At 41.8% G+C, this 20,098-nt stretch carries 17 protein-coding genes; 8 read left to right on the top strand and 9 right to left on the bottom strand.

Translation table 11 applies throughout. The annotated features are described in order from the left end of the window. Positions 1-34: 34 nt before the first annotated feature. The 3 genes from SNE25_RS06975 to SNE25_RS06965 all read right to left on the bottom strand — a co-directional run bounded on the left by SNE25_RS06975 (position 35) and on the right by SNE25_RS06965 (position 2,156). A complete protein-coding gene (locus SNE25_RS06975) occupies positions 35-619 on the bottom strand; it encodes a hypothetical protein (protein ID WP_321564376.1) in 585 nt (194 codons plus the stop codon). A 26-nt stretch (positions 620-645) separates the two neighbouring features. Continuing rightward, positions 646-1,119, bottom strand: a complete 474-nt coding sequence (locus SNE25_RS06970) for a (2Fe-2S)-binding protein (protein ID WP_321564375.1) — start codon at positions 1,117-1,119, stop codon at positions 646-648. Positions 1,120-1,259: 140 nt separating this feature from the next. Next, a complete protein-coding gene (locus tag SNE25_RS06965) occupies positions 1,260-2,156 on the bottom strand; it encodes a helix-turn-helix domain-containing protein (protein ID WP_321564374.1) in 897 nt (298 codons plus the stop codon). Positions 2,157-2,360: 204 nt separating this feature from the next. Here SNE25_RS06965 and SNE25_RS06960 point away from each other — a divergent pair, with 204 nt between their 5' ends. From SNE25_RS06960 to SNE25_RS06940, 5 genes are read left to right on the top strand one after another with little or no spacing between them, the layout of a single operon-like run. Continuing rightward, positions 2,361-3,344, top strand: a complete 984-nt coding sequence (locus tag SNE25_RS06960) for an aldo/keto reductase (RefSeq protein WP_321564373.1) — start codon at positions 2,361-2,363, stop codon at positions 3,342-3,344. 17 nt (positions 3,345-3,361) lie between these two features. Beyond that, complete coding sequence (locus SNE25_RS06955) at positions 3,362-3,772, top strand: putative quinol monooxygenase (protein ID WP_321564372.1); 411 nt, start codon at positions 3,362-3,364, stop codon at positions 3,770-3,772. Positions 3,773-3,811: 39 nt separating this feature from the next. After that, positions 3,812-4,273: a cupin domain-containing protein gene (locus SNE25_RS06950; protein ID WP_321564371.1), complete on the top strand. Its 462-nt coding sequence runs from the start codon at positions 3,812-3,814 to the stop codon at positions 4,271-4,273. Positions 4,274-4,299: 26 nt separating this feature from the next. Then, on the top strand, positions 4,300-4,809 hold the full coding sequence (locus tag SNE25_RS06945; protein WP_321564370.1) for a nuclear transport factor 2 family protein: 510 nt from the start codon (positions 4,300-4,302) through the stop codon (positions 4,807-4,809). A 25-nt stretch (positions 4,810-4,834) separates the two neighbouring features. Next, entirely contained in the window at positions 4,835-5,434 is a 600-nt protein-coding gene (locus tag SNE25_RS06940) for a flavodoxin (protein ID WP_321564369.1), read from the top strand. Between the two features lie 128 nt (positions 5,435-5,562). Here SNE25_RS06940 and SNE25_RS06935 read toward each other — a convergent pair whose 3' ends face one another. The 3 genes from SNE25_RS06935 to SNE25_RS06925 all read right to left on the bottom strand — a co-directional run bounded on the left by SNE25_RS06935 (position 5,563) and on the right by SNE25_RS06925 (position 11,885). Continuing rightward, positions 5,563-7,479, bottom strand: coding sequence for a SusD/RagB family nutrient-binding outer membrane lipoprotein (locus tag SNE25_RS06935; protein WP_321564368.1), 1,917 nt, complete (start codon positions 7,477-7,479; stop codon positions 5,563-5,565). Between the two features lie 22 nt (positions 7,480-7,501). Further along, entirely contained in the window at positions 7,502-10,630 is a 3,129-nt protein-coding gene (locus tag SNE25_RS06930) for a SusC/RagA family TonB-linked outer membrane protein (RefSeq protein ID WP_321564367.1), read from the bottom strand. Between the two features lie 67 nt (positions 10,631-10,697). Further along, positions 10,698-11,885: an ROK family protein gene (locus SNE25_RS06925; protein ID WP_321564366.1), complete on the bottom strand. Its 1,188-nt coding sequence runs from the start codon at positions 11,883-11,885 to the stop codon at positions 10,698-10,700. Between the two features lie 463 nt (positions 11,886-12,348). On the opposite strand from SNE25_RS06925, the gene SNE25_RS06920 reads away from it, so the two are divergent. Next, on the top strand, positions 12,349-13,443 hold the full coding sequence (locus tag SNE25_RS06920) for a virginiamycin B lyase family protein (protein ID WP_321564365.1): 1,095 nt from the start codon (positions 12,349-12,351) through the stop codon (positions 13,441-13,443). Between the two features lie 39 nt (positions 13,444-13,482). Here the strand turns inward: SNE25_RS06920 and SNE25_RS06915 are convergent, their stop codons facing one another. From SNE25_RS06915 to uxuA, 3 genes are all read right to left on the bottom strand, one after another. Next, on the bottom strand, positions 13,483-14,550 hold the full coding sequence (locus SNE25_RS06915) for a glycoside hydrolase family 43 protein (RefSeq protein WP_321564364.1): 1,068 nt from the start codon (positions 14,548-14,550) through the stop codon (positions 13,483-13,485). A gap of 26 nt (positions 14,551-14,576) precedes the next feature. Beyond that, positions 14,577-16,757: an alpha-glucuronidase family glycosyl hydrolase gene (locus SNE25_RS06910; RefSeq protein ID WP_321564363.1), complete on the bottom strand. Its 2,181-nt coding sequence runs from the start codon at positions 16,755-16,757 to the stop codon at positions 14,577-14,579. 168 nt (positions 16,758-16,925) lie between these two features. Further along, positions 16,926-18,125, bottom strand: coding sequence for a mannonate dehydratase (uxuA, locus tag SNE25_RS06905; protein WP_321564362.1), 1,200 nt, complete (start codon positions 18,123-18,125; stop codon positions 16,926-16,928). Positions 18,126-18,240: 115 nt separating this feature from the next. Here uxuA and SNE25_RS06900 point away from each other — a divergent pair, with 115 nt between their 5' ends. Both SNE25_RS06900 and SNE25_RS06895 read left to right on the top strand, forming a co-directional pair. Further along, positions 18,241-19,269: a LacI family DNA-binding transcriptional regulator gene (locus SNE25_RS06900; protein ID WP_321564361.1), complete on the top strand. Its 1,029-nt coding sequence runs from the start codon at positions 18,241-18,243 to the stop codon at positions 19,267-19,269. A 26-nt stretch (positions 19,270-19,295) separates the two neighbouring features. Continuing rightward, on the top strand, positions 19,296-20,042 hold the full coding sequence (locus SNE25_RS06895) for an SDR family NAD(P)-dependent oxidoreductase (protein ID WP_321564360.1): 747 nt from the start codon (positions 19,296-19,298) through the stop codon (positions 20,040-20,042). Positions 20,043-20,098: the final 56 nt, after the last annotated feature.

The following is a 20,098-nucleotide window of genomic DNA, read 5'->3' as shown; positions in this document are numbered from 1 at the left end:
TCCTGCCTGCATCAGCCTCATTTTTGCCAATCTTCTATTTTTTTGGCGCATATGCACCTGTTGTAAGCCAGGTGATCCATGCTTTTTTAAACGCGGCATGGCTCATCGGCGGCAGTGTTCGTCCTTCGCCGGGGTTCCAGCCGGCTAATACCAGGCCGTCGTCGGCATGTGCTATCAGTTTCTTCAAATCCTTGTGTCCGTTCTGTTTTGGATCAATTAATTGTTTAGCCAGCTGGCGGGGTGTACGGCCTTGGAAAACCATTTTCATATCAGCAGGTGGCAAATGCCAGTTTGGATTTCCGGGAGGGGCATGCAATCCCGCCGTATTGGTCGGCTGGTGGCAGTTGGAACACTTCATAGCGTACACGCCTTTCCCGTCAATTCCACGCTGCGGAGACATCGTATGCAGGTGACTGTCATCTCCTTGAAGTGGTATATTACCTGATGGATGACAATTCATACAACGTGCGCTCATCAGAACTGTATATACCTGCTTAAAGGCTTTAACGGAAGCTACACTGTCTTTTTTAACAACGGGTAGCGATGATAGAGGACTTTCGTTATTATGTCTTTTATCATTATTTAATGCAAAAGCCATGATACCTATTACTGTCAGCATTATAACGATTATTGAAATAACCTTTCTCATTTGCTTGCTGCCTCCTTTCTCTGCAGCTCGGCAGCCACGTGAATCGCTTTGCGAATGCGCTGGTAAGTGCCGCAACGGCAAATGTTACCCGCCATGGCGGTGTCTATATCAGCATCGCTCGGATCTGAGTTTTCTCTTAGCAGTATAGCTGCCGACATGATCTGGCCAGAATGACAATAACCGCATTGCGGTACATTTTCTACATTCCACGCCACCTGGGCCGGATGATCGTTGTTTTGTGATAAACCCTCAATAGTAATAACCTGCTGGCCTGCTGCCCGGCTCAATTTGGTAACGCATGAGCGTACGGCATCTCCGTTCAAATGCACTGTACACGCACCGCACTGTGCTACCCCGCAACCGTATTTTGTACCGGTTAAACCAATAATATCCCTGATCACCCATAGTAAAGGCATGTTTGGATCAGCATCTACCTGGTGCTGTTTTCCATTTACTGTAATTGTGGTCATACAATTTGTTTATAATTCGGTTAATCTATCATTCAAAAAGTGCTCCGGATCTCACCCAAGAACACCATTACCTTCAGGTAATTAACTAAATCACCAATCTCACGTGGTGAAATCTTGCCGCTTGCTGCAAGATGCTATACTCAATTCAGTGAGCGGTATTCCTGTGGTGTGTGGCCAACACGTTTTTTAAATACCCTTGCAAAATGCTGAGGGTATTTAAAACCCAGCTCATATGCCACCTGGTTAATGGTCTTACTGCCATCGAAAATCTTTTCTTTGGCTACATCTATTAGCTTAGTTTGTATATATTCCTGCGCAGTTTTGCCGGTATCTTTTTTTACCAAGTCTCCAAAGTAATTGGGTGATAAATGGAGTTGTTCTGCACAATAAGCAACCGAAGGCAATCCCACATCCTGTGGCTTGTCAGAAGCAAAGTAATCATTCAACAGTTTTTCAAATTTTTCTAAAACACCTTGATATACATGATCCCTGGTAATAAATTGGCGCTCATAAAAACGAACACTATAATCCAGAAAAAGTTCTATGTTCGATACGATGAGCCGTTTACTGTGTTTGTCTACACCGCGCTCTAGTTCATAATCTATTTTTGAGAAACAATCTAAAACAATGCTCCTTTCCCGTCCGGACAAATGCAATGCTTCGTTTGACTGATAACCGAAGAAAGTATATTCCTGGATACGGCGGCCAAGCGACGTGCCGTGTACCAGGTCGGGGTGAAACGCGAGCGCGTAGCCTTTTGGCTGGTAGGTTTCGCCGTTACTGTTTACACCGGCAACTTGTCCCGGTGCCATGAAAACCAACGTGCCTTCCTGATAGTCGTAGGTGTCTCTGCCATATGCCAGGTCGCCGCATTTTACATCTTTTAAAAACGCAATGTAAAAGCCAAAATACATGCGTGAACCTTGCCTTGGGTCGGCTTTTGACAGATCCACCACACTTATTAACGGGTGTTTCGTTTCATTTTTATTAAAGGCATTGTATTCACTAATAGTGTTGAAACGTCGCATGCTATCCATAACCGGTTATTTTCAACTCTAATTTACGTTAATTATCAATGGATTGATACTCAATCTTTCCAAATCAGTAATAATGGTAAAAACATCCGTAATCTGTATCATATCCGGATCGATGAAACACCTCACATTTGTATTACCGGCAAGCTCCTGAGCGCATGCCTGACAGCGGAAACTGAATAACTAAATACTTATTAAAAAGAAAACATGAAAAAGAGACAATTGGGAAAAAGCGGTCTGGAAGTATCAACACTTGGCTTGGGTTGTATGGGATTGAGCTTTGGCTATGGCCCTGCAACGGATAAAAGCGATTCGATAAAACTATTACATGCAGCTGTTGAGCGAGGTGTTACTTTTTTTGATACAGCCGAAGCATATGGGCCTTTTGATAATGAAGAGTTACTTGGAGAAGCCTTAGCACCTTATCGTGACCGGGTAGTGATCGCTACTAAATTTGGTTTTACAGAAGGAAAACCGCCATTGGGCGCAGATAGCCGTCCGGAAAGCATCAGAACAGTAGCAGAAGCCTCTCTTAAGCGTTTAAAAACAGATGTGATCGACCTGTTTTATCAGCACCGCGTTGACCCTAACGTTCCGATTGAAGATGTGGCCGGAACTGTTAAAGGCCTAATACAGGAAGGGAAAGTAAAACATTTTGGTCTGTCAGAAGCCGGAGTAGGATCTATTCGCAAAGCCCACGCTGTACAACCTGTTACAGCCTTGCAAAGCGAATATTCGCTTTGGTGGCGCGAACCCGAACAGGAAATATTGCCGGCACTTGAAGAACTTGGTATTGGCTTCGTTCCATTCAGTCCGTTGGGTAAGGGTTTTTTAACCGGTTCCATCAACGAAAACACCATGTTTGATAAAACAGATTTTCGCAACACTGTTCCCCGTTTCTCAGAAGAAAACCGTAGGGTCAACCAGGGTTTGGTAGATCTGTTAGGAAGCATTGCTGCCGGAAAAGATGCAAGCCCTGCACAAATTGCATTGGCATGGCTACTTGCGCAAAAACCGTGGATAGTACCCATTCCCGGGACAACCAAATTACATCGCCTGGAAGAAAATTTGGGTGCCGCTAATATTGAGCTATCAAATAAGGACTTACAAGACATTAACGAAGCGCTGTCTAATATTGAGGTTCATGGCCATCGTTATTCGGAGCAGGCACAGAAAATGATAAACCGTTAATAGTAATTTATTATCATATGAAAAAGATAAACGGCATCCCCAATATTTTAAAAGTGGTACTGATCGCACTCTTGGTCATGACATTAAACAATGCAATTGCTCAAAATAAAAAACGAGTGGTAAGAATTGCCCGGATAGAAATTGATACCTCGCAAATAGACAATTATAAAGCGGCACTAAAAGACATTGGTGAAGCTTCATTACGGACAGAACCAGGAGTATTGATGCTTTATTCTGTGGCAGACAAAATCAAAACTAACCATATCACGGTGATGGAGATATATGCTGACAGCACGGCATACGAAACACACCGACAAACGGCTCATTTCAAAAAATATAAAGAAACAATCAAAAACATGGTCAGGTCGCTGGAATTGGTAGATGTTGATCCCATTTTTACTGGTATAAAACCGGACATTTTAAAGTAATAAAAACGTATTTAAGAGTATTATATAAATCAAGGAATCATGCAAAAACTATTGTACGTGTTAGTCTTATTAGGAGCAGTAGTATCAACGCGTGCCACAGCTCAAACCGTGTCAATTTTCCCTAAAGGCGAATTATCAAAAACCAATAATCACACAGGTGATGTATGGCTTACCGAATTAAACAAGGCCGACAGCGTGATTGATTGCAACATTGCTACGGCAACATTTGCACCAGGCGCGAAGTTAGACTGGCACATTCATCCGGCCGGGCAGATACTCATGATAACCGAAGGTACAGGCTATTACCAGGAAAAAGGAAAACCTATACAAGTAGTGCATAAAGGCGATGTGATCAAATGTGTTCCTGGCGTGGCACACTGGCACGGCGCGGCGCCTAAAAGTATATTCACTTACATAGCGGTAAGCACTAAAGGGGCAGTGAACAAGACCGAATGGCTACAACGTGTAACCGATGTTGAGTATAACGGTGCCAAAAACTAACCAACAGATAACCTTAAAACTAAATTATGAAGAAAGCAATTATCGGTATATTTCTGTTCATAGTAAGTGTGCAGCTATTACACGCCCAGGCTAAACTGCCAAATTCAACAACAACAAGCACAACAAAAGAAGAGCAGGAAATACTTGACCAATCGAAAACTAAATGGCAATGGATGGCCGACAAAAACGTAGAGTCTTTAAACGGACTGTTTGATGAGAAATGCGTTTTTGTTCATATGGGTGGAAGCTGGGGGGAAACCCAAGAGCTGAATACCATTAAAGGTGGCTTTATTTGGTATAAGAAAGCGGAGGTTTATGGCGCTTCGGTAAATATTTTTGGTAATACGGCCATCGTGTTAAATGACATTGACTTGCTGGCAGTAGTTGGTGGAAATGAAGTTACCCATGCTTTTATGGTAACTGAGGTATACCTTAAAGAAAATGGCAAATGGAAGATGGGTTCACTCACCTTTTCAACGCTGCTTAGACCAGTCAAAATGAACGGAAATAACCAATCACAGCCATCGCAACACTAACGCAAGTAGCAATCAATCTGCAAAAATGAGAAAAGCGCTATTTTACTTCCTTTTTATCTTCTTATGCACGATATCGGCGTGCTCAAATGGACAGACCCCGTCTCCCAAAAAGATATTGATCGTATATTTATCACGAACAAATAATACTAAGGCAATTGCTGAGATCATACATAGCTATGTTGGCGGAAAATTGGCAGCACTTGAACTCCAAAAACCCTATCCCGAAAACTACAGGGCAACCGTGCAACAGGTGGTGAACGAAAACGAAACTGGTTTTCTGCCGCCCTTGAAAACAAAAATTGACAGCATCGAAAAATATGACGCTGTATTCGTAGGCTTTCCAACCTGGGATATGAAGATGCCGCCACCAATGAAAAGCTTTTTGCATCAATATGACCTGAGCGGGAAAACCATTATTCCTTTTAATACCAATGCCGGTTATGGCGTGGGGAGTGGTTTCGATACGGTAAAACAGTTATGTCCAAACAGTAAAATCCCTGAAGGTTTCTCCATTAAAGGAGGTGTAGAAAGGGACGGGGTTCTCTTTGTAATTAAAGGAGAAAAAGAAAAGCAAGCACGCGAAGAAGTCAAAGTGTGGCTGCAAAACATACAAATGCTGAAATAAAAAGCTAATAGATGATCAAAATAAAGCTAATAAAAGCGCAGATCTAAATTGCGTTTAATATAATTGCATATCAACATAAAAACAAAGGCCACCTTTTTAGAGGTGGCCTTTAATTGAAATTTTAATTATTAATGTTTTGCCCACCATAATGGTGTAACAACTGCGTCGTCTCCGCCTAATGCTGTAACGGCTTTATTATAACCATCAACATTGGCATTTTTTAAGTTGGATGGATATTTTACACGTTGCGGCAAGAATTTGATATTACCAGTAGTGTAATTACCGCTATTCAAAGCAGGAAGATCTGGCATGATATCTTCGACGGCCGGATTTTCAAAAAATGGCAATCCTAACCTTCTGTGATCATTCCATGTTTCCAGTGGAAGCCATGGCAGCTGGGCCAAAAATTTCTGTGTTATAATTTTAGTTAAATGGTCATTTTTCACGGCGCCGGCTTTGTAAAGATCATTTTTAGGATATATTGCATCTACCGTTCCGGCAACACCTGTTAAACCATCTTCATAATTCATGGTACGCTTTGCAGGCGGCTCAGCAGTATGGCTCCAGCTAACTGACGTACCATCGCGGTTATAATCAGTTGAAGCCAGGTAAGCACCTAAATTACCGGAGGTACCAAAGTATTCGAAGCTTTTAGCAATACCTGTTTCGTAAGCTGTTTGTGCAGCAACAGGAGTAGTCCATCCACGTTCGGCAGCTTCTGCCAAAAGGAAATAAGTTTCCCATGGACCAAAAAACACTCTCTTATTATTACCATTCCTGTAAGTAAGGCTTAGCAACGGTTTGCAACCGTTGGTGGTGATAGGCTGGTTCATTGCAGATTTTGCACCCCAGTTACCATCAGCTTTCGCGTTCCAGGTATATTTAGCGTTTATCACTTTAACAACAGTTCCTGATGCGTTTTTCATATTAGCCTGGGATGTAGTAAAGCTACCTCCTATGGCCGGATAATTGACATTGGTAATATCGCCGGGGATACTGTAAATTTTATAAGCCCGCGGGTCAATAGTAAACGGCAGGCCGTTAAACCAGTAACCAGCCATCGGATCATTTGTTTTGGTGGCAAACTGGTCTGTAAAACGTTGTCCCATCCAGTTAGCCGGTTTAATGGCCGACTGAAAACCTGCGGACAATTGATCTGCAGATTTGATACTGCCTAAACCAACTGCAAGGTTGTTATAGGTTGCAGATATAGGAAGCCCCATCCATGATGATTCTTTACGGAATACACTGGCCAACGGATCCCAGCCATGTGATTCTACTACGCTGAACATATCATCAGCGGTAGTAATAAAATCATTGGTAGCCGCTGCGGCTTCAAACTCTGTTTTTGCTTTACTCGGATCAACTTCAGACAAACGCATTGCCAGCCTCATACGCATAGAATTGGCATATTTACGCCACTTGGCGTAATCATACTTATACGCAGGATCTTCGTTGGTTACAGTAGTACCTGGGTTGGTAACAGTAAGATCAAGTTTTGAACCGGCATCTTTCAGTTCATCAAGCAAAAAGTAGTAAACAGTTTTTACATCTTTAAACTCGGGGTTTTTTCCCTGAAAAGCATCTGTTGGCATTGGGCCAAAAGTGTCGCTAAACTCGCTCATTAAATAGGCTCTCCATATCCTGGCTACTTGTATCAAATTTTTGGTATATGGCTTGGAAGTGCCTTTAGCAATTTGATCGTTACCAATTTGTATGGCGGTATTAGCATTATTTTGCCATTGCGATGATTGCCTGTAATACTCAGATGCCCAATCGTCAACAAAGCCGCCTTGTGAAAAGGTTTCGCCATCCTCATCCTGCAAACCGCGCCCGCCAGGAACCCAGTACAGGATAAACATACGTTCTGAAAGGCCCGGGTCCTGCTGCGCGCCAATAATAGAGTTGTTTATAAAATATTCGGTTTGAACCTGATCGCCATTAGCGGCAAACGGATCGTTATTTATATCGGTCATTTTCTTGCATGAAGTCAGCATCAGTGTTGCTGAAGCTATCAGGCATGATTTTTTTAGTATCGTTTTCATATTATTAATGATATGCTATTAATTAAAAGCCAACAGTTAAGTTAAGTAAAATAGTACGCGTGGTAGGAGCACTCCCGCTTTCGTAGCCTGTGGCGTTAGTTCCTGTTGCATAAACAGACTCAGGATCCATACCGTTCATGTGGCTTGTGATTAACCAAAGGTTATTTACAGACACGCCTATTTTAGCACGCTGAATACCAGTACCCGACAATAATTTTTTTGACAGGTTGTAGCTCAATTGAACGTTACGTACACGGATGTTTGAAGCGTCATATAAGTTTGCTTCGGTTATACCCTGGTTTCCTGTGCTAACAGCTGCCCAATAATTCTGTGGAGATACCTTCACGGTATTTTTCTCGTACTGGTTAGTAGTAGGATTAAGCACCGCGCCATCAACCAGAAAATCTTCCCTGCCGCCGTTTACTACCGTTTTGTTTGAAGTACCTAAGGCCTCCATGTGTGCTATAGTGCTGGAGAATATTTTACCACCAAAGCGGGCATCAACAAGGAATGAAAAATTAAAGCCTTTATAAGCAAAAGAGTTGGTTACGCCTAATAAGCTTGTGGCCTGTTGGTTGCCTAATAATTTGGTGTCGCCAGTCTGTGGTGTTCCAGCTGAAGTTAACAATAATTGACCATTGTAAGGACTGCTGGGGTCATTAACCCTTTTAAATGATGACCCATAAATAGAACCATAAAGCTCACCGGTTTGGGCAACAACAGCAACATTATCATAACTTCCAAGTGGATACTGTTTAACATCAGGCGTAATAGCTTTGATAGTATTGCGATTAATGGAGTAATTTACTGTTGTATTCCAGTTAAACCCATCAGGGTTGTTTACAATCCGGCCATCAACCATCAATTCCAATCCTTTGTTTTGCACATCGCCCGCATTTATTTTTTTGAAGGCATAACCGCTAAGGTTATCTAAAGGCAGGTTGATGAGCTGGCGGGTGGCGTTTGATTTATAAACAGCAAAATCAAAACCTAAGCGACTGTCAAAGAAGCGCATTTCTAAACCGGCCTCGTACGATTTGATCAATTCACTTTTCACGTTGGGATCATAAAGTACATCGTTACGGCTGGCGTTGGTGTTACCCAGTGGGTCTTTAGAAATAGTGTAGGTATTGTATAACTGATATGGGTCCATATCGTTACCTACCTGTGCAAATGAGCCTCTTAATTTACCGTAGGTTATCCATGATGGCAAGCTTCCGCTTTTATTCAGTAACTGGCTAAATACTAATGAAGTGCTCACTGACGGGTAGAAATAGGAGTGATTTGCCACGTTCAGCGTAGAAGTCCAGTCGTTTCTAAATGTTCCGTCCACAAACAGGAACTGATCATAGTTTATGCCCAATGAACCGTAAACAGAATAAATGTTATGCAGAAATAATCCCTGGTCAAATGAGGGGTTACCTACAGCATTGTTTATGGCAAACAGGTTAGGTACATTCAGTGTACCCGCGCTGGCACTCAAAAAAGAATTTTGCTGATTCATTAAGTTACCACCCAGGGTTACCGTACCGCCCCATTTACCAAATAGGTTATCTTTTTTAGCAGTAAGCAAACCACTGTAGTTGGTTTCGGTAAATGATGTCCTTCTTACGCCGTAAGAACCTCCCAGATTAGCCGGCGCACCTGCATATTGTCTGCTGTCGGCATTAATGGTGTAAGTATCTGCACCGCCCCTGCCTTCAAGGCTTAACCAGCTATTAAACTGATACCTAACCGATGCATTCAGCAAGAACCTGTTCCTTACATCTTTATTTAAATTGTATTGTGAAGACCAGTAAGGATTAATTTCCTGACCGTCATGCCACCAAAGCATATTGCCATTAGCAGCTTTAGCTTTTTGAAAATCGCGTATATCAATGTTCACAGGTAACATTTGCAGATAATAGAAATAATTGTTAGGGTTATAACCTGCCTGCGGACGGTTAATCGCGCTCGAGTTGATATACTGTACCTTGGTATCTACCGTCCACTTATCACCTTCGCCAAATTTGCTTACCGTACGTGCCGTAAGGTTATTACGGATCAATTTTGCTCCGGGGATATAACTTTTATCGTCAAGACGGTTATAGGAGGTATAAACTGAGGTTGATTTAAATTGTTGTTGCAACGAAATACCCTGATTTGATGTGAAACCGGTTTTAAAGTAGTTATCAATATTATCGTAATTAGACAGGGCGGTTTTAGAGCTATCCCATTTGGTAACGGTTCGCCCATCTATTTTTGCTCCCCAGCTTCCGTCATCAGCAACATCGTAAATTCCGTTAGATCCCTGCGAAAATTGAGTTTGCATCTTTGGCCGCGCGAAGATATTCTCAGATCCAAATGATGAAGTTACTGTAATGCCCAGGCCGTTTTGTAATTTACCGGTTTTGGTGGTTATTAATATAGCACCGTTACCAGCTCTTGAACCATAAAGCGCGGCCGCAGACGGACCCTTTAAAACACTGATGCTTTCAATATCATCTGCATTAATATCGGCCAAACCATTACCCATATCCCTGCTCGGGTTATAATAATCATTGTTAGCTTTTCCCTTCCCATCAACTGCATTTCCGATAAAGTTGTCCATCGGCGTGCCATCAACCACAATGAGCGGTTGGTTTAAGCCCGTTAATGAGTTGTTACCCCTTAAGGTAATGCGTGAAGAAGCACCCGGGCCGTTGGCAGAGCGAGTAATTTGTAAACCTGCAACCTGGCCAGAAAGCGAATTAACCAGGTTAGGCTCTTTGGTATCGGCCAGGGTTTGCCCCTTGACTTCCTGTACGGCGTAGCCTAATGATTTTTTCTCTCTTTTAATGCCCAAAGCGGTTACTACTACCTCGGTTAAGGCGTTCTCGGTGCTCTCCAAAACAACATTGATGTTTGTTTGTGAACCTACCGAAATCTGCACGGTTTTATAACCGATAAAGGAAACTGTTAATACAGCACCTGGTTTAACGGAAACTTTGAACTTTCCATTTGCGTCTGTCGAAGTACCGTTTGTGGTACCTTTTTCAGTGACGTTTACACCGGGCATGGTTTGTCCGGATTTTTCGGTTACCGTTCCGGTAACCACCTTTTGCGCAAAAGCGGTTATTGTTACCATGCTCAGTAACAACAAAGCTGTGCACCTTAAGTACATTTGTTTCATGTGTTTGTAATTAATGGTTATTTATTAAGGATTAGATAGATTGTTCATATTTGATTAAGTTGAGGGTTCAGAAATCACAGTTCTCGATAACAAGTGTCGCGGCGCCCCATAGTTTGGCGTCAGAAGCGAGCTGAGATACCCGTATTTCAGTTTGTTCGGCCAGCCACGGAATACAGAATTCATTAATGGCCTGCTGAATGGGAGCCATTAAAATTTTACCGGCAAGAGCGCCGGTCCCACTTAAAATTATAAGGCCAGGGTTCATGATATGAATTAAAGTTGAAATGCCTTTACCTATTAAAAAAGCCGCATCTGATACAATAGATACCGCCAGCGGGTCGCCGTCGCGGGCGGCAAGTAAAAAATGTTCAACCGGCAGATCTCCGGTATCGTTAAAAATCTGTTCCATACTTGATGATGCGCCTGTTGCCATTGCCGACTTAGCACGGTCTATCATCACCAGTAATGAAGTATCTACTTCCAGGCACCCTCTTTTACCACAGGAACATATCTTATTGCTTAACGACAATGGGATGTGACTAAACTCCCCGGCATAACCCGTATGCCCCCTGAAAAGACTACCGTTAACAATCATTCCAAGTCCGATGCCCCACCCGATGTTGATTACGAGTACGTCTTTTAAGTTTTTTCCAATACCGAATTTTAACTCGGCAAGTGCAATCAAACTTGAATCATTATAAAGGTACACAGGTAAATTAAGTTGGCCACTCAAATAGTTTTTGAGCGTGATATTACCTTCGGGCTTAAAGAAAGTATAGTTTATCCCCTCCATTGCGTTTACAAACCCGGGCATACCAATACCAACGCCCAGTATTTGTTCGGCGGGTATACCAGACGCCGCAATGTAATTTTTTAAGAAATCGGTAAAGCTTTCAAGAGATGAAGCATCATCTTTTAAAAGAACGAGTTGCTTTGTTTCAGGTTTTACCTTGGCGTTATTCATCAAATCATAAATAGCAACCTGCGTAAGCAGTTGATCAACCGCTACTGCTACAATGTATTTCTGTTTTTTATCATTTAATAAAAACGACAATGCCCGCCGGCCACCAGTAGACGGTGCCAAACCATATTCCAGTACATATTCGTCCTCTACCAAGCTATTTACGGCACTGGTAATTAATGGCAGGCTTTTATTAGTAAGCTTACTTAACTCCGTTAATGTAAGCTGCTTGTGATAATAAAACTGCTTAAGTAATTCTTTTCGTAATAGGCTGTGTTTTCTTACAACAGTCATTTTTGTATAATAGGTTACGTCAAACTTAACATATATTTTAAATAAAACTAACAACTTTATAATTTTTTTATAAAGTAATCGATTGTTTTAGTTTATTTTATTAATAAATATGCTTTACACGCGTTGCAACGGCTTGCGTTTGCAAGTGAATATTCGAAATTATTGAGGGTTTGTCCCAGGAATGTATTGAGGATAATATGGTTTATATTGCTTGTATTCCGGGCAAAGAGTAAAAGTGTTCAATAAACCATCTGAAGGTTATTTAAGGATGGGAGCAACCGTTAATTGCACTTTATTTATGTAGCTTATATAAGATATTATAAAGAATATAGTTAAAACTTTACGGTTTTTACACAATTAATTGGGATGTATTATCCGAATATGTTTTAGTAGTAACTTTATTATACTCCTGGTCAGCTAAGCTATATTCTTTTAACAAAATCTAAATATAAATTAGTTTCATATGAAAACAATATTCAATGGTGCGTTGAAATTAATTATAATTTGTTACGCCATCCTCGCTTTCCAAACCTGCAAAAAAGAAAGCCAAATACAACCTCAGACATCTGAGGAAAATATCGCTTTGCAAAGTCCACAGCAATTCTCATTGAGCTCATCTTACATTGTAAGCACCCTGGTTTCCGGTTTGAATTCTAACAACTTGCCCAAAGTTCAATTTCCTTATCACATATGCAGCGCCGCCGACGGGACCTTATATGTATCTTCCCCAAATGCCGGTGGATTGATATATAAAATAACCCAGCAGGGAAAGGTGTCAAGACTGCCCAACCTGGACAGCCCATACGGAATCAAAGCGGGGGCAAACGGATCAGTTTATTTAACGCGCATCACATTTTCATCTGACATCGGCAGTATCGTGAAAATCGATAAAAATAATGTTGTAACTACCATCCCGGCAAGTGTCACTTTCGCCAATCCTGCTGACCTGGCGATCGCACCCGATAGCACCATTTACGTTGCAGACGAGCTAAATAATCGTATTGTGAAAATAACAAAACAAGGTAACACTACTATATTCGCTGGTAAAACCGGTCAAATTGGCCTTGTAGATGGACAAGGAGGAAATGCACGCTTTAGTTATCCAAGTAACATACGATATGCTAATGACGGAATCTTATGGGTTGTTGACGGAAATGGTGTAAGCACCGGCGGGCAGACCATACGGAAAATAACTTTGGATGGAAAAGTAACTACTTTTTATAAATTAGCCCCCAGTCAACAGAGTTTCATCAATGATTTAGCGGTAACAAACCGGGATAAAAATTTCAACATTTCCCCCCATGAAAATGCTTTTATATCCATAACACGCTCTTCGCCCAGTGATACATCTTCGTTAACTCAACGAAAATATCAGATACTACATTTGTCCTACGACAAGGTTTTAACACCAATTACCAGCTTATTGACAGAAGGTTTTCAAGATGGCCCTGCGGCTCAGGCAACATTTAGGGGCCCTACAGGTCTTACGGTAAACCCTGGCGGCATATTTGTTGCTGATCTCTCGAATAACGCCATCCGTAAAATAACAAGAAAATAAGATTGATACCGAACCCTGAGCAGTTCAGGGATGAAACCATCATTTAAACGGATCAATTAACTGTATACTCCCATCTTTGTTATGATGGAGTTCGATCATTTTAATATTGCGCAAATGCGTTTTTCCGGAGAGCTCCGTATCATGATAAAAAATATACCATTTACCTTTAAACGCTATGATTGAATGATGGGTTGTCCATCCCTGCACAGGTTTCATGAATACACCTTTGTAAGTAAATGGACCGAGAGGATTATTACCAACGGCATAGCACAAGAAATGCGTGTCGCCGGTTGAATAAGTAAAATAGTATTTACCCTGATATTTATGCATCCAGGAACCCTCGAAAAAGCGGCGGTCGTGGTCTTTTCCCAGTAACGGTTTTCCGGCATCATCCACTATCACTACATCTTTTACCTTTCCGGCGAATTCCTTCATGTTGGGCTTTAATAACGCCACCTTACAACTCAGCGCTGGCGCGTTATCCTGCTGTAAATCTGTTTTCGATCCATTAGCGTTGTACTTACCCGTCGCCCATCGCTGCAGTTGCCCGCCCCAAATACCGCCGAAGTACATGTAGGTTTTACCATCAGTGTCAGTAAATACAGCAGGATCTATACTGAAACTGCCCGGTATAGGATTAGGTTCTGCCTTAAAAGGCCCTGATGGATTTTTAGACGTAGCAACCCCAATACGAAAAATATCATTTTTGTCCTTCACCGGAAAGTACAAATAGTAAATGCCATTTTTATAAGCTGCATCGGGCGCCCAGAGTTGCCTGCCTGCCCATGGTATATCTTTAATATCAAGGGCTACTCCATGATCTGTAACGGGTCCTCCTATGTCATTCATGGAAAAGATATGATAATCGCGCATGGCGAAGTGGTCCCCGTTATCATTCTCTGGAATGCCCGCGTCAATATCATGTGATGGATAGATATAAATTTTCCCGTTAAATACGTGCGCAGATGGATCGGCAGTATATATATTTTTAATAAGCGGTTCTGTTAAAAACTCTTTTTTCGATTGCGCGACTGATACTGATGCATTGACTGCTACTATGAACAGGAACGGTAACATCAGCTTCTTTTTGGTGTTGATATCAAACATATTTTGAAGATTTATAAATAATGTGATTATTGATTGCCCCCTATACCGGGCGCCATAAGAAACTTTTGGTCACGATAATAGGACAGCGCATGAGCAGGTGTTTCATATCCGGGCGGTATCGGCAGCTGCGAGAAAGTCTGAAAATACAACACGCATGCATCCCGCCAGCGCTGCGCCTCCTGATATTGTATGCTCATTAATTGCTTCACAGCTGTAAAACGTTCTGCATCCACCTTTGAAGCCATATTATTCCATATTTGCTGCATACTTTTAACCGAATCAACGCCCGTATAATATCTATAGACTAATTCATTCCAAAGATTACGGCCTGATTTTGTAGGGTAAGTCCATTTTACGTGGTGAAACCACAGCAAATATTTTTCCGGACAAGTGTTCAAATTTTCAAACCTATCACGTACAGGTATAAGGTATTGGCTAACTGCATTACTACCTGTACTTGTACGGTTAAAACCTATGCCACCGGAATCAGCTTTATGATAATAAACAGCCGTCCAGTCGGCGCGTCCGGCGTCATCTACCCAGGGGCCCGGCCCATAATGCGTATTTACACCCATAATATGGTGTAAACCCAGCGGGGTCATATAATTTACCGCGGTTTCCCTTGACTGCAGCATAACCCGTTTCATGGGCTTAACAAAGGTCAGATCGTTATTGAAGGTCATACGAAGCCATTCATCTGCAATTTTATCCGAACTTTGTCCGGGGTTCCATGCTAACCTCCCAAATGCAAACCAATTGGCTTGGGCAAACGGATGACCGCACCAGTTGATATCAGAACCAATATTTGCAACACCGGCCATTCCGGTTATCAGCTTGCGATTGTATTTACCTTCCAGGATATTTGCTACCGAAGCCCCCTTACCCATGGCATAGGTATCAGCATCAAGGCACTCTTTAAACAAAGGCGCTTCGAAAACCAAATGAGTGGAGAACCCCAGATACTCTTGGGTAAGCTGAAACTCGATCATCAGCGAAGTATTAGGCATTGCACCAAATAATGGGTGAAACGGTTCACGAGGTTGAAAATCTATCGCACCATTCTTAACCTGGATAATCACATTAGGTCTGAACTTACCATCAAAAGGCTTAAATTCATTGTAAGCCTGTTTAGCCCGATCATCAGGAACATTGTTATCATACACAAACGCACGCCACATCACAATGCCATGATGAGGTGCCAAAGCGTCTGCGAGCATATTAGCACCGTCGGCATGAGTTCGCCCGTAAGTTTGCGGCCCTGGTTGGCCCTCTGAATTAGCCTTGACCAAAAAACCGCCAAAGTCCGGAATATAATGGTAAATTTCATTTGCCTTATCTTTCCACCACTGCTGTACTTGCGGATCAAGTGGATCTGCTGTTTTTAGTTTACCAATTTCTATCGGACTGCTAAATTTAACAGACAGGTAAACTTTGATGCCATAAGGCCGAAAGGCATCTGCCAATGCTTTTACCTTTATCAAATAATCTGTTGTGAGTATCAGCGCGTTGGCATTTACGTTATTTAATACAGAACCATTAATACCGACAGAGGCATTGGCGCGGGCATAATCAATATACCGCTGATCGATGTATCCTGGCAGTTTATGCCAATTCCAGATAGATGCACCTGCGTATCCGCGTTCAACGGTCCGGTTCAGGTTATCCCAGTGATCAAGTATGCGGTACATTGTTCGCGGATATTCGACAATGTTCAATTTATTAATATCTGTTTGTGTTTCAAGTAGCCGTAGAAAACCAAAAACACCATACAATATTCCAATATCCGTGTTTGCAGTCACCACAACTTTTTTTCTTCCGGCTATAACGATATTTTTTATAATGTACCCTTCATTGCCAATACGCTCAAAAAGGCTATCGGCTGCTATAACATGATCTATATCACGCAATTCGTTACGCGTACCGATAATCAGCCCACCATCTTTCACGCTACTTACTTTAACAGGCTTGAGATTAAGCATGTCTATCAATCCGGAAGAAAGCTCATTGTAAGCGACCCCACTTTGTGCCGATTTTGTCTGAAAAAAAGTTGTTCCCAATTGTGATGTATAAATTTTCACCTTGGCTGCATCCGTTATTTTATGATATTCCAGCCATAGTTTATAGCCGTTATCAGCCCAAACGGTGCTGGTTGCCGCGACTGTCAGAACAGTCAGCAATATCTTTCTGAATAATATCACAGGTCTCATAAAACCAGGTTAAAGGTGACAACTGGAATGAAGCTTTCGACAAACCTGCCTACAAAAGCAAGCAATGCAATCGATTGCTAATATATAAACGTTTATCGATTTTTTCAAGTTAGCCGATTAATTAATAACAGCGGGCATTCCGTCATTAAAAAAGACGATCAATTGATGTTACACTACTTCTTCTATTCCTTTTTTAATACCCATCTCCAGGCCGCGTAACTCTGCCAGTCCTTTCAAGCGGCCGATAACCGAGTAGCCAGGATAAGTATCATAACGGTAGTCATCAAGTATTTTATGTCCATGATCTGGCCGCATTGGTATGGCAATATCATCTCTCACGGCCAATTTTCGTCGGATCTGTTCTTTTACAATACTTTTCATCACCTCATACATGTTGGTACTACCGGCCAGGTGCTCATCTTCGTAAAAGCTGCCATCGGGTTCAAGCCTTACATTACGCAAGTGTAAAAAGTGAATATGAGCGCCCAAACGGTCTACAATACCAGGAATATCATTCCCGGGATTTGCACCAAGAGAGCCCGTGCAAAGGGTGATACCATTGGATGGTGACGGATAAGCATTTACTACCTCATGTAAATCCCGCTCATTGCAAACTACACGTGGTAATCCCAGCACCGGAAATGGCGGATCATCAGGATGGATGCACATTTTAATACCTAAACGCTCTGCTTCAGGTATAACGGATTGCAGAAAATAAGCAAGATTACCTTTGAGCACTTGTGCATTAACCGTTAAATATTTTTGCAGGTGCTCCTTAAATTCTTCAACGGTATATACCTCTTCTGTACCAGGTAAACCTGCCAATATGGTATTTTTCAGAACTTCCTTTTCTTGCTCGCCGAGGCTATCAAAATAGGCTTTAGCAACATTTTGTTGTTCGGGAGTAAAATCTTTGTAAGCGCCATCCCGCTGTAAAATATACAAATCGAATGCTGCAAGTGCCGGCGCGTGAAAACGCAAAGCCGAAGCACCATTGTTTAAACGATAATCCAGATGTGTACGCGTCCAATCGAGCACAGGCATAAAGTTGTAGCAAACAATACCAATGCCGCATTTATTCAGGTTTTTAAGTGTTTCGATGTATTTACTGATATATTCATCCCGCTCTAATGAACCTATCTTAATGCTTTCATGAATATTTACACTTTCCACCACCGACCATCTGAAGCCGGCCCTCTCAATTAATGTTTTTCTTTTTTGTATTTCTTCAACGCTCCAAACATCACCACAAGGGATGTGATGGAGTGCCGTTACTATTCCTGTAGCGCCTGTTTGTTTGATGGCTTTTAAGGTAACCGGATCATTTGGTCCAAACCACCGAAAGGTTTGCTCTAAATTGGGTATCATAGCTATTTCTTCGTAAATTCAAATGTAAAATAAAAATGGCAATCGATTGCCATTTTTTCGATTTTCTAATTCATTTTTTTATCTTTACCTGTTAACTTATATTAAAAAAAACTGCATGGCAGATAACGGAAAAGACATAACAATTTATGATATCGCGAAAAAGCTTGACATTTCTGCCGCTACCGTGAGCCGGGGACTTCAAGACCATCCCCGGGTTAACAAAAACACCAAAAAGCTGATTAGAAAAACTGCCGAAGAAATGGGATATCATTTTAACAGCTTTGCCAGTAATTTACGCAAAAAGAAAAGTAAAGTTATTGGAGTCATTGTTCCGCGTCTTAACAGCAACTTCATGTCTGATGTGATTGCCGGTATTGAAAAAGTTGTTAACAACGCGAATTACGGCCTTTTCATTAGCCAGTCATTGGAGACGATGCAACGGGAAATCAGCAACGCTGACGCTATGTTGAATAACCGGGTGGAGGGTTTGTTAGTATCTCTTGCTTATAATACAACAGATGTTGACCACTTTAGAGAATTTATCAGACGAAAAACACCTGTCATATTCTTTGACCGGGTAACTGAACTCGAAAATTGCCCGCTTATCCATATTGATAATTTTAAAGCAGCCTATGAAATTACCTTGCATTTGATTGACCAGGGCTGTAAACGCATTGTTCATATTACAGGCAACTTACTAAGGAATGTTTATAAAGATCGTTTTGACGGATACAAAAAAGCACTGGAAGACAGGGGGATACCGTTTGACGACAGCCTGGTAATTGTTAACGATTTAAGCGCAGCCGCCGGTACCGTCGCTGCTCAGCAAATTTTACAAATGACACCCTTGCCGGATGGTGTATTTTCATCAAATGATATTTGCGCTATTGCCTGTATGTTAGCGGTTAAGCAGGCGGGGATTAAAATACCCCAGCAACTTGCCTTTGCAGGATTTAACAATGACCCCACATGCTGCGTGGTTGAACCAAATCTTACCACAGTAAATTACAAGGGCTATGAGATGGGAGAAGTAGCCGCTAAAATGATGATCAATTATCTAACTGACAAGGATAGCGTACAGCCTGCTCATAGTGTTATCTTACGCTCCGAGCTTTTGGTACGAGAATCTTCATTAAGAAAGTAACCTGTTTTACACCTAAACAATAATAAATGATTTCTGAAACTAAAGTTGCTATCATTACCGGCGGCGCCTCGGGCCTGGGTTTAGCAACAACTAAGAAGTTTGTTGAAAACGGCATCAAAACTATCATGATTAGCCGCAACGAACAAAAACTGGCTGAAACAGCCGCAAAATTTGGCCCCCTTTGTGTTTATAAATCATATGATTTGAATGATCTGGCGGGTATTCCTGCGCTTATTAACGAAATTGTAAAAGAATATGGTATACCTGACATTTTGGTAAACAATGCCGGTATCAATCAAAAAAAAGATTTTCTTGATGTTACGGATGAAGATTTTCAGCATGTTTTGCAAACTAACTTAATATCAGTATTTGCCATTAGCCGCGAAGTGATCAAATATATGACTGAAAAAGAATCTGGAAGTGTTGTTAATATCAGTTCAATGGCGTCAAGGTACGGCATACCCTATGTTATCGCCTATTCGGCCACCAAGGCGGCCATTGAAGGCATGACCCGGGCTATGTCAACCGAACTTTCGCCGAAAGGCATCCGTGTCAACTGCGTTGCTCCGGGCTTTATCGCTACAGACATGTCGGCCCAGGCGCTTAACAACGACCCGGAGCGGAAAAACAAGGTTATGTCCAGGACACCGATGGGAAAGTTGGGCGAACCGACCGATATTGCCGAAGCCGTTTACTACCTGGCTTCTGATGCAGCTAAGTATGTAACCGGTACGGTTTTAGTTGTAGACGGCGGTAACTCTGTTGGTTTTTAGTTATCAACATAACAATATTGATAAAACGACTATACACCACAGTGCCCGGAAGAATG

Origin of the sequence: Mucilaginibacter sabulilitoris (assembly GCF_034262375.1) — a bacterium.
Taxonomy (GTDB): Bacteria; Bacteroidota; Bacteroidia; order Sphingobacteriales; family Sphingobacteriaceae; genus Mucilaginibacter; species Mucilaginibacter sabulilitoris.
Note: the sequence above shows the minus strand (reverse complement) of the source record. Positions and strands in the feature narration are given on the sequence as shown.

What these genes read in the sequence shown, in the direction of transcription:
- SNE25_RS06945 (WP_321564370.1), top strand. Translation starts at nt 4,300, where the DNA reads ATGAAGAAAGCAATTATCGGTATATTTCTGTTCATAGTAAGTGTGCAG.
- SNE25_RS06950 (WP_321564371.1), top strand. Translation starts at nt 3,812, where the DNA reads ATGCAAAAACTATTGTACGTGTTAGTCTTATTAGGAGCAGTAGTATCA.
- SNE25_RS06925 (WP_321564366.1), bottom strand. Translation starts at nt 11,885, where the DNA reads ATGACTGTTGTAAGAAAACACAGCCTATTACGAAAAGAATTACTTAAG.
- SNE25_RS06930 (WP_321564367.1), bottom strand. Translation starts at nt 10,630, where the DNA reads ATGAAACAAATGTACTTAAGGTGCACAGCTTTGTTGTTACTGAGCATG.
- SNE25_RS06895 (WP_321564360.1), top strand. Translation starts at nt 19,296, where the DNA reads ATGATTTCTGAAACTAAAGTTGCTATCATTACCGGCGGCGCCTCGGGC.
- SNE25_RS06960 (WP_321564373.1), top strand. Translation starts at nt 2,361, where the DNA reads ATGAAAAAGAGACAATTGGGAAAAAGCGGTCTGGAAGTATCAACACTT.
- SNE25_RS06935 (WP_321564368.1), bottom strand. Translation starts at nt 7,479, where the DNA reads ATGAAAACGATACTAAAAAAATCATGCCTGATAGCTTCAGCAACACTG.
- SNE25_RS06975 (WP_321564376.1), bottom strand. Translation starts at nt 619, where the DNA reads ATGCTGACAGTAATAGGTATCATGGCTTTTGCATTAAATAATGATAAA.
- SNE25_RS06900 (WP_321564361.1), top strand. Translation starts at nt 18,241, where the DNA reads ATGGCAGATAACGGAAAAGACATAACAATTTATGATATCGCGAAAAAG.
- SNE25_RS06955 (WP_321564372.1), top strand. Translation starts at nt 3,362, where the DNA reads ATGAAAAAGATAAACGGCATCCCCAATATTTTAAAAGTGGTACTGATC.
- SNE25_RS06920 (WP_321564365.1), top strand. Translation starts at nt 12,349, where the DNA reads ATGAAAACAATATTCAATGGTGCGTTGAAATTAATTATAATTTGTTAC.
- SNE25_RS06915 (WP_321564364.1), bottom strand. Translation starts at nt 14,550, where the DNA reads ATGTTTGATATCAACACCAAAAAGAAGCTGATGTTACCGTTCCTGTTC.
- uxuA (WP_321564362.1), bottom strand. Translation starts at nt 18,125, where the DNA reads ATGATACCCAATTTAGAGCAAACCTTTCGGTGGTTTGGACCAAATGAT.
- SNE25_RS06970 (WP_321564375.1), bottom strand. Translation starts at nt 1,119, where the DNA reads ATGACCACAATTACAGTAAATGGAAAACAGCACCAGGTAGATGCTGAT.
- SNE25_RS06910 (WP_321564363.1), bottom strand. Translation starts at nt 16,757, where the DNA reads ATGAGACCTGTGATATTATTCAGAAAGATATTGCTGACTGTTCTGACA.
- SNE25_RS06965 (WP_321564374.1), bottom strand. Translation starts at nt 2,156, where the DNA reads ATGGATAGCATGCGACGTTTCAACACTATTAGTGAATACAATGCCTTT.
- SNE25_RS06940 (WP_321564369.1), top strand. Translation starts at nt 4,835, where the DNA reads ATGAGAAAAGCGCTATTTTACTTCCTTTTTATCTTCTTATGCACGATA.